The sequence below is a fragment of the Anaerotruncus sp. G3(2012) genome, assembly GCF_000403395.2.
In the GTDB taxonomy this organism is placed as follows: domain Bacteria; phylum Bacillota; class Clostridia; order Oscillospirales; family Ruminococcaceae; genus Anaerotruncus.
The window spans coordinates 91,832-100,508 of record NZ_KE159660.1 but is presented as its reverse complement, the minus strand read 5'-3'; the positions used below and the strand labels follow the sequence as shown (position 1 = coordinate 100,508).

At 59.1% G+C, this 8,677-nt stretch carries 6 protein-coding genes and 1 tRNA gene; 4 read left to right on the top strand and 3 right to left on the bottom strand.

What is annotated here, in order from left to right; genetic code table 11:
* Nucleotides 1–519 precede the first annotated feature (519 nt).
* Both C814_RS11080 and C814_RS11075 read right to left on the bottom strand, forming a co-directional pair.
* Nucleotides 520–867 (bottom strand): EscU/YscU/HrcU family type III secretion system export apparatus switch protein, encoded by a 348-nt coding sequence (locus C814_RS11080; protein ID WP_016317922.1) that lies wholly within the window; start codon nt 865–867, stop codon nt 520–522.
* Nucleotides 854–2,284 carry a hypothetical protein gene (locus C814_RS11075; protein ID WP_016317921.1) on the bottom strand — a complete coding sequence of 477 codons (1,431 nt, stop codon included), beginning with the start codon at nt 2,282–2,284 and terminating at the stop codon, nt 854–856. The genes C814_RS11080 and C814_RS11075 overlap by 14 nt, the downstream gene beginning before the upstream one ends.
* A 451-nt stretch (nt 2,285–2,735) precedes the next feature.
* On the opposite strand from C814_RS11075, the gene C814_RS11070 reads away from it, so the two are divergent.
* The 4 genes from C814_RS11070 to C814_RS11055 all read left to right on the top strand — a co-directional run bounded on the left by C814_RS11070 (nt 2,736) and on the right by C814_RS11055 (nt 8,187).
* Nucleotides 2,736–4,832, top strand: coding sequence for a chemotaxis protein CheA (locus C814_RS11070; RefSeq protein ID WP_016317920.1), 2,097 nt, complete (start codon nt 2,736–2,738; stop codon nt 4,830–4,832).
* Nucleotides 4,833–4,834: 2 nt separating this feature from the next.
* Entirely contained in the window at nt 4,835–5,323 is a 489-nt protein-coding gene (locus C814_RS11065; RefSeq protein ID WP_016317919.1) for a chemotaxis protein CheW, read from the top strand.
* A 1,005-nt stretch (nt 5,324–6,328) separates the two neighbouring features.
* Nucleotides 6,329–7,138: a CheR family methyltransferase gene (locus C814_RS11060; protein WP_031219564.1), complete on the top strand. Its 810-nt coding sequence runs from the start codon at nt 6,329–6,331 to the stop codon at nt 7,136–7,138.
* Between the two features lie 5 nt (nt 7,139–7,143).
* Nucleotides 7,144–8,187, top strand: a complete 1,044-nt coding sequence (locus tag C814_RS11055) for a protein-glutamate methylesterase/protein-glutamine glutaminase (protein ID WP_031219563.1) — start codon at nt 7,144–7,146, stop codon at nt 8,185–8,187.
* A gap of 177 nt (nt 8,188–8,364) precedes the next feature.
* Here C814_RS11055 and C814_RS11050 read toward each other — a convergent pair.
* Nucleotides 8,365–8,441, bottom strand: a tRNA-Arg gene (locus tag C814_RS11050).
* Between the last annotated feature and the right edge of the window lie 236 nt (nt 8,442–8,677).

Here is an 8,677-nt window from a genome sequence, read left to right as displayed (position 1 = left end):
GGTCTTCTCGGGCCTGCGGCCCGAAGCGCGGCATCCGCCGCGACGACCCTGCGGGCTGCCTCACGGGCGAGGGGTCAGCGACCCCTCCCCGTGTGCCCCTCCCCGGCAAGCTGGCTGGCTCGGCCCGATCGGGCACAGAGTAGTGGGGTTTTGCGGCACAGCCCGGGGCGAGTGGGCGTGGTCTGTCTGGACAAAAAACAGGTCGGGGCGGGCTGTGACATGCGTGTCCCTTCCGCCCAGCCAAAGGCGGGCACCCTTCCGGGGGATACATAAGGGGTTCCCCTTATGTGTGCTTTTTATCTTGCTTTTTGCACAAGCAAAAAACAAGCCGTCCGCCCGGACGGGACCGGGCATCTCCTGCCGCTGGTAAGCGGCACACCTCTCAAAAAAGGCAAGGTGCTGCGCAGCTGCACAAAAAGAGCCACTACCCCGGACGGGACCGGGCATCCCTTGCCGCTGACCAGCGGCACACTTGTCAAAAAAGGTAAGGTACTGCACCGCTGCACAAAAAAGCGGAAGCTAATCTTCACCGCCAAACAGGCTGGCGCCGAGCACCTTCATGGCGCTGCTGCCGGGGCTGGTATTCTTGATTTTTTTGGAGGTGGCGAGCAGCTGGACATAGATCGCCGCGACCACCTGATAAAGCTCCTCGGGGATATTCGAGCCGATCTCGAGCATACAGAGCAGGGAAACAGCGCTATCGTCGCGGAAAACGGGGATCCCCTGCTTTTCGGCAACGGTGACAATCTTTTCGGCGATCTCCCCATAGCCCGAGGCAATGACGATCGGGGAAGGGTCCTCCTCCATATTATATTTCAGTGCGACCGCCTTATTGCGCTTGTCGCGGTTGGCTTTAGACCTTGACATCTACGCCCGTCCTCCTGTAAGGCAGCGAGCGGAACACGTCCATCAGCGAACGCGGGCGCTCGAGCCGGTTGAACTGAATCTCGCCGAACCGGTAGTCCAGCCCCCGCAGGCACTGGGAAAGGTCGGCCTGGGCCGCCGTATATTCCTGCAAATACCCCGGCGGGCAGAAGAGCGAAAGGTCGATCACCTTTTCGCGGACATAAAGCTCCATCTCAAACCGCCCGATGTCGCTGATGTCAAAGACCAGCAGCATATGCAGGCATTTGCCGCCCCTGCCGCGGTTCTGGCGGTCGTCCTCCTCGCCGTTCTGGTTGATCCAGATCTCGGCGAACGAGCGGATGTCCTCGTACTGCACCGGCACCACAAAATGCAGGAGCGGCGTGAAGTTGCAGGGGGAGGAGAGCAGGCTGCGCAGGATCTTTTCCACCTTCTCGGGGTTTAAAAGCATCAGCTCATCCGAATCCGGCCTGCGGCCGAGCAGGCGCGCGATCACATCCATGACCGACTTCTCCCCCGCCTGCTTTTGCAGCGCGGCGGCGGAATCCTCCTGCTGCCCGCCGGAGAAATACTGGTTGAGATATTCCACAAACTGGTCCCGCGCCTGCTCCCCGCGCAGCTGCGAAAGGACCATCGCGGTCGATTCCTGGATGAACATGGGGTTGTCGTTGTAGCGCGAGAGGTTGTAGGTGGCAATCGAAAGCACCTTGGCCAGCTTGGGCGAAAAGAGGATGCTGTCCTCCACCTCTTTGAAAAGGGCGAGCGCGCCGCGCTTGAGGTTGTCAAAATTCTGCATGGCCCCCGGCTGGCGGAACCGCTGGGCAAGCCGCATCAGCCGCTCGGAGATCGAATGGCTGCTCGCCAGGCTTTCCGAGAGGAATTCCAGGCTGTTTGCCACCGATTCGAGCATCGCGCCGCGGGAGCCATGCTGGTTGAGCGCCTTAAGGAAGCTCACGACCGAGGCGCGCAGGTCGCGCTGGTCGGGGTATTTCCCCAGCAGCTCGCGCAGGAAATCGAACATCTCCCCCTTGAAAACGGTGGTGATCTGCTCCTGCCGCAGCATCTCGGGCGCGATCTCCTCCTGTGAAACAAACATCTGGTCGAAAAGCTGCTGGATCTCCTTGGTAAACGTCTCGTTGTTGACCGGCAGCAGCTTGATCAGCTCCTGCATGAGGTAGAGGTTTTTCAGCGAGCTGGCGGCGACCGAAGGGTCCTTGAGCAGGCTCAGGAGCATCTCGGAGGTGCCCTCCTGCTGGTTCAGGCCGTTGTTCTGGGCGAGGATTTCCTCCTGTGTCGCCGGCTTGACCACCCGGTTGACATTGTGGATGTCAAACTGCGTGTTGACATCGGCCGGCCTTTTCGGGTCCATCGGCTGCGACTTGTTGATCAACGGGGTTGTAATTTTCAGTATATCTGCCACTGACCCGAAGCCTCCCAGCCTTTCAGAAATTTCGGAAAATATGAGGCCCAGCCCACGCCCTTTGGCCCCCGCAGGGCCTGCGGAAGGTGTTCTGAAGCCCTCATATTAGTGATTATCGAACAAAATGTGAAAAACACAAGCTTTTCACTTTAGTTTTTTTTCAAGTGGTCGAATAGTTTATACAGAGTTGTGATTATCCTTATCGCACGGGTGGGGGTATTCACACTCTGTCACGTCCCGTACCGGGCCCGGGAATGCCGCGCAGGGAAACGTCGGCATTCCGCGGACAGGCCGCCCCTGGTAGGAGACAGGGGCGGCCGCCGGCACGTCCCCAATACGGCAACCGCCGGGTAGATGCGGGTCGGCCATGCCCGCGGCTGCACCGGGAAGGGGTTCCCTGTCCCGGCCGGAAAGCATGGCTGAATTTTTATAGGATAGCAGGTGAGCGAATATGCCGATTGACCCTAGTATGGAACCGATGCTGGAAGTCTTTATTTACGAAACGACCACGCTACTCGACCAGCTCGACGAGATTCTGCTTGACTCCGAAAAGTCAAAATGCTTCAACTCCGATAATATTGACGCAATCTTCCGGATCATGCATACGATCAAAGGCTCTGCCGCAATGATGGATTTCAAAGGGATCTCCACCCTTGCCCATGCGGTGGAGGATGTGTTCTACATCATCCGCGAGGATACCAGCCGGATGGACCGCGTCTCGGAGGCGATTTTTGAACTGGTGTTCCAGTCCTCCGACTTTTTCAAGGAGCAGATCGAAGAGGTGCAGAACGACCACGACGCCACCGGCGACCCCACTTCCCTGATCAACCAGCTCGAACGGCTGGCCGCGGTGATGCAGGGCAAGGACACGCCCGAAGAGCCGGGCGGCCCGGCCCAGGCAGCAGCGCCGGCGGAGCAGGCGCCCCCGGCGGACGGCTTCTGCCGGATCCGGGTGCACTTTGAGGACGGCTGCCAGATGGAAAACATCCGCGCATTCATGCTGATGAGCCAGCTCAAGGACCTCTGTGAGGAGATCACCTCCGACCCGGCCAACCCCGAAAGCGACGCCGGCCTCTGTTCGGAGATCATCAAAAACGGCTTCCTCGTGATCTGCAAGCCCTCGGTCCCGCTTGAGGAGCTTTATCAGGTCATCGAAAACGCGGTGAACGTCTCGTCCTACGAGCCGATCGAGCCGGCCCAGCCCGCGCCGGAAGCCGCGCCCGCACCCACAGCCAGCGAGCCGGAACCCGCGCCGGCCCCGGCCCCGGTGCAGCAGGCCGAAAAGCCGCAGCAGGCCCCCCCGCCCAAACAGCCGGCACAACAGCCCGCGGGGACAACGCCGGGCCTGCCCAAGGCCAAGCAGAGCCTTGTGAGCGTCAACCAGACCAAGCTCGACCAGCTGATGGATCTCGTGGGCGAGCTGGTGACCACCGAGTCGATGGTTGCGAGCAACCCCGACCTGCGCGGGCTTCAGCTCGACAACTTCAACAAATCCACCCGCGAGCTGCGCAAGCTCACCGACGAGCTCCAGGACATCGTCATGTCGATCCGGATGGTCCCGCTTTCGGGCGTGTTCCAGAAGATGGCGCGCCTCGTGCGGGATATGAGCAAGAAGCTGGGCAAGGAAGTGGAATTTGTCACAGCGGGCGGCGAGACCGAGGTGGACAAAACGATCAACGAAGCGATCGGCGACCCGTTCATGCACATGATCCGGAACTCGATGGACCATGGCATCGAGCCGACCGAGGAGCGGATTGCGGCGGGCAAGCCCGCGGTGGGCCGCGTCTCGATGGAGGCCAAGAACGTGGGCGGCGAGATCGTGATTATCATTTCGGACGATGGCGGCGGGCTGGATACCGAACGGATCATGCGCAAGGCGCGTGAAAGCGGCCTGCTCACCAAGCCCGAGAGCGAGTATACCGACCGCGAGATCTTCGGGATGATCATGCTGCCCGGGTTCTCCACCAACCAGGAGGTCACCGAGTATTCGGGGCGCGGCGTCGGGATGGACGTTGTGCGCCAGAACATCGAGAAGATCGGCGGCAGCCTGACGATCGACAGCAAGCGCGGCGAAGGCTCGACCTTCACCATCAAGATCCCGCTGACGCTGGCCATCGTGGACGGCATGGAGCTCCAGGTGGGCGACACGACCTACACCATGTCGATCACCTCGATCCAGCAGAGCTTCAAGGTTTCGGAGGATGTGCGCATCCTTTATAATACCGACGACACCGAAATGGTCATGATCCGCGGCGAATGCTTCCCGCTGATCCGCCTGCACCAGCTTTTCGACGCGCCCACCGAGGTGACCAAGCTGGAGGATGGCATCCTGCTGCTGATCGAATCGGGAGAAAACAAGGCGTGTATCTTTGCGGACGCGCTGCTCGGGGAGCAGCAGGTGGTTGTCAAACCGTTCCCGAACTTCCTGAACAAATACTCGGTCAAAAAGATCGGGCTTTCGGGCTGCACCATCCTCGGCGATGGCAGCATCAGCCTGATCCTTGACGCCAACAACCTGCTCAACCTGAGCAAAGAGAGGAGAATGTGACGATGGCTGCCCAAGCGACAACAGCGGCGAACACCGCCGAACGGCTGGATGACCTGCACGGCCGCTATCTGACCTTCCATATGGGGAAGATCGTCTACGGGATCGAGCTGGCGCACGTGCTGGACATCGTGAATGTGCCGATGATTACCCGGGTCCCCGGCCTGCCCAATTATATCAAGGGGATTATCAACCTGCGCGGCAAGGTCGCGCCGGTGATCGATGTGCGCCTCAAGTTCAACCAGCCGGAGCGCGCCTACGACGACAAAACCTGCATCATCGTGGTCTCTATCCGCGACATGAAGGTGGGGCTGATCGTCGACAGCGTGGTCGAGGTGCTCACCATCGACGATTCCGAAAGCTCTCCCCCGCCCGACCTCGGGATCAACAGCTCGGATAAATATTTGAAGTCGATCGCCAAGGTCGAGGGCCGCGGCGTCATCATGAATATCGACTGCGAGAAGTTTTTCCAAAACGATCTGAACCCATTCTAGGCAGCGGAAGTTTGGGTTCCAGACCAAACTTCCGGGGCGCAAAGGTGCGCGGCGTTTTGGGTTCCAGACCAAAACGCCCCCGCTCGCGGCTTTCTCAAAGGTGCGCGGCGTTTTGGGTTCCAGACCAAAACGCCCCCGCTCGCGGCTTTCTCGCGCAGGCGCGAAGCGCGGCCAAGGCCGCGACAGCCGCTCGGCGCACCCCACAAGAGGGGCGGCAGTGCCCCCCTCTTGTGAGAACTCCCCCGGCAAGCTGAGAAGCTCGGCCCGGACTGCGAGCCGCAGCGAGCGTTTCGAGGCCAACCGCCGCAGACGGCTCTTAGGCCGAGATCGCGCTTACGCGCGACGCTCGGGCAGGATGCGCCTCACGAGCTAGGGGGCACCGGGCGCATGTTGTTTTGGGTTCCCGACCAAAACAACGCCCTTCGCTTCTCGGGCCTTCGGCCCGAAGCGCGCTTGCGCGCGACGCTCGGGCAGGATGCGCCTCACGGGCTAGGGGGCAGTGCCCCCTCCCCGTGTGCCCCTCCCCGATAGGGCAAAGTGCGCTTTTTATCTGTCCTTTATCCAAAAGTTTCGTCCACCTTTTCAAAGGTGGCGGGGCCGAGGGGCGGAGCCCCCGCCGCCGCGCGCACGCGGCGGAACGCTTTCTCCTGTGAAGCGCGTTTTTCGGGTGAATTGCCGCGGAGCGGCAAGAGGGGGCTTTTTGCAAGTGAAAAAGCCCCCTGCATAAAGAATGCTGAACAGGTTCCCAGGGGCATTGCCCCTTGAAATGTACTTTTCGTTCTTTTTCGTGCATCCGGAAAGAAACCTCCCGTATCCCCTGCCGCTTGCGGCACACCTCTTAAAGAGGTAAGGTACTGCACCGCTGTACATCTTTTCAAAAATCGCGGGGTCAAGGGGCAGCGCCCCTTGATTCTGTATGTCTATCAAACCCCCGAGCCGGAAGGAAGGAACCGCCACGTGACTAATTTTGATCTGAACCAGATACCACCGTCGGTCGCCCAGAACCTGATCCGGATGACCGACGAGGAATTCAACCGTCTGACCTCATTCGTCAAACAGAAATACGGCATTGACCTGACCAAAAAAAGGACCCTGATTGAAGGAAGGCTGACCAATGAGCTGCGAAAACGCGGGCTGACCTCATTTTCTCAATATCTTGACGTCCTCTTCAAGGATTCCTCGGGGACAGAATTTGTCACCCTGCTGAACAAACTGACCACCAACCTCTCCTATTTCATGCGGGAAAACGAGCATTTTGAATATTTCCGCAAACAAGTCCTGCCAAATTTTGAACGTACCCGGAGGGGGGAGCTGCGCATCTGGAGCGCCGGCTGTTCAACCGGGCAGGAACCCTATAACATCGCTATGTATCTCGACGATTATTTCGGCTCCCGCAAGCGCTCGTGGGATACCCGCGTCCTTGCGACCGATATTTCAATGAACGTGCTCACCAAGGCCAAGGCGGGCATCTACCTGGAGGAGGACCTCAAGGACATCCCCCCAGCCTGGCGCACCAAATATTTCAACAAGATCGGCAACAATCAGGTGCAGGTCTGCGAGCAGATCCGGCGGGAGGTCATCTTCCGGCCGCTCAACCTGATGGACCCGTTCCAGTTCAAAAAGCCGATGGACCTGATCTTCTGCCGCAACGTGATGATCTATTTTGACGGGCCCACCAAGGCGAACCTTGTGCGGAAGTTCTACGACTGGACTGCCAAAGGCGGCTATCTGTTCATCGGCCATTCGGAGAGTATCAACAACGACAACACCAAATATACCTATATCCAGCCTGCAATTTACCAGAAGAAAGGGTGATACGGATGCCAATGATGGGAAAGATCAAGCTGCTGATCGTTGACGATTCCCTGTTTTTTCGCAAATCGTTAGAGCGGGGGTTGTCAAAGGACCCCAGAATTGAAATCGTCGGAATGGCTGGAGACGCCTTCGAGGCAATGGACAAAATCCGTCTTTTAAAACCCGATGTGGTGACGATGGACGTCGAGATGCCCAAAATGAACGGCATCGACTTCATCAAAAAGCTGATCCCGCAGAACCCGCTGCCGGTGATCGTCATCAGCGCGCTGCCGATCAATACGTTTGACGCGCTCGACGCCGGTGCGGTTGACTTTGTCAAAAAACCCGAGATCAAGTCCCCCGGCGACATGCAGATGTTCATGAACGATCTGATTGTCAAGATCAAGATCGCGTCGACCGCGCAGGTCCGGCGGCTGCGGCCCACTTCGGCTGCCGCGGCTCCCCTGCCCACCCTCAGCAGCATTGCCGCGGGGAAAACAAACACCCTGATCGCGATCGGCGCTTCCACCGGCGGTACCGAAGCGATCCTGGAGGTGGTGCGCGATCTGCCCAAAACTACCCCCGGCATTGTGATCGTCCAGCATATGCCGCCGGTCTTTACGAATATGTATGCGCAGCGCCTCGACCGGATCTGCAAGATGCAGGTCAAGGAAGCGGTGACCGGCGACCGGGTCGAGACCGGAAAAATCATCATCGGCGCGGGCGGGCTTCAGCTCCGGGTCGCCAAGGATACCCGCGGCTATTACGTCAAGAGCGAAGGCACTGCCAAGATCGGCGGGTTCTGCCCGGCTGTTGACGTGCTGTTCGATTCGGTTGCCGAGCACGCGGGCCGGAATTCCCTCGGCGTCATCCTCACCGGCATGGGCGCGGACGGCTCCAAGGGCCTGCTTAAAATGCGCAAAGCTGGCGCTTACACGATCGGGCAGGACAAGGATAGCTGCGTGGTTTATGGGATGCCGATGGTCGCCTACAACATCGGCGCGGTCCAGAAGCAGCTCCCCCTGGATAAAATCGGCGGCGAGATCATCCGCCATCTCAACGGCAAATAAAGCCAGAAGCACCATCCGTTTGGATGGTGCTTTTTCACGTCCGGCCGAAACTGGGGTGTCCTCCCCCTCCCCGCCCGCCGGAGCGGTATGCACAACCCAGCCGGTGCTTGGAAACGGCGGAAAAAGGGTTGATTGCAGAAAAAATACCTCTGTAAGCAGTAACAGCTTGCAGAGGTATGGTACGCCCGACAGGATTCGAACCTGCGACCTTGTGAGTCGGAGTCACACGCGCTATCCAACTGCGCCACGGGCGCGCGTCCCTTTTTCAAGAACTCCCTTATTATATCACATATCTTCCGGAAATGCAAACACTTTTTACCGAAATCAGCAAAAAATCTGTAGATAGGCCTATTTTGCAGAGCGCTCCAACCGCTGCACGCAAAAGGACGCTTGACAGTGCCCGGTTTCCAGGCTATAATAAAAATCGAAGAGGGCGCCGCGACAAGCGGTCAGCCCGGATGGGTTAAGGCTTCTGTTGAGAAACCGTCAC